The 758-nt window shown below is 25.7% G+C and carries 2 protein-coding genes; both read left to right on the forward strand.

All coding sequences use genetic code 11. The features are described from left to right. Nucleotides 1–23: 23 nt before the first annotated feature. Nucleotides 24–509, forward strand: coding sequence for a stage II sporulation protein M (locus tag G6554_RS26445; RefSeq protein ID WP_166246846.1), 486 nt, complete (start codon nucleotides 24–26; stop codon nucleotides 507–509). Continuing rightward, on the forward strand, nucleotides 506–758 hold a 253-nt coding region (locus G6554_RS25325; protein ID WP_166246847.1), incomplete at its 3' end, for an ATP-binding cassette domain-containing protein. The genes G6554_RS26445 and G6554_RS25325, both read left to right, overlap by 4 nt.

Raw genomic sequence — 758 nt, forward strand, 5'->3', positions numbered from 1 at the left:
GCATTTAACATTATTTACCTTAGGTGATTCCTATTAAAAAATTTAATTTGTATTTTTTATGTATTCTATTTTTATTTATTCTACTTTTTATTTTTGTAGACGTTCCAACTAATTCAAATTCTGCTACTGCCACAGTATATAAGAATGTTGCCTGTAAACCAGAAAATGTTCTTAAAATATTTTCCAACAATTTAATGGCAGTTATATTTTATGTCATACCTGTTCTAGGGTTTGGAAAATTATTGTTAGACTTATACATCACAGTGGGGTCATTAAAAGCGTATATCTTACATAATAATTTTGAAAATACACTATTTTTGTTTTTCCCTCATTTTCTATTTGAATTATATGCTATGACAATCTGGGTATGTATGTCATGGATATTATTCAGAGATTTTTTCATAAAGAAGGAAATACATCACAAAAATTATATTAAATTAATTTTACTTTCTATTGTTCTTTTAATTATATCCGCATCAATTGAAGCGACTGAGAGGTGTTTTTTTTGATTGAATTAAAGAATATTGATTTTTTCTATCAAGAGGAAAATTATATCTTAAAAAATTATAATTTAACCCTGTTAGATAATAAAAAATACTGGTTACAGGGTAAAAACGGAACTGGAAAAACTACACTATTAAATATATTACTCGGAATAAACAAGGTCAATGAAGGTAATTGCTACTTAAATTACAATAAAAATAAAACCCTTTTTATTCCTTCTACCCCTTTTTACGAACCGTATATGTCTTTAGAAG

The sequence above is a fragment of the Bacillus sp. MM2020_4 genome (assembly GCF_011250555.1).
Lineage (GTDB): Bacteria > Bacillota > Bacilli > Bacillales > Cytobacillaceae > Neobacillus.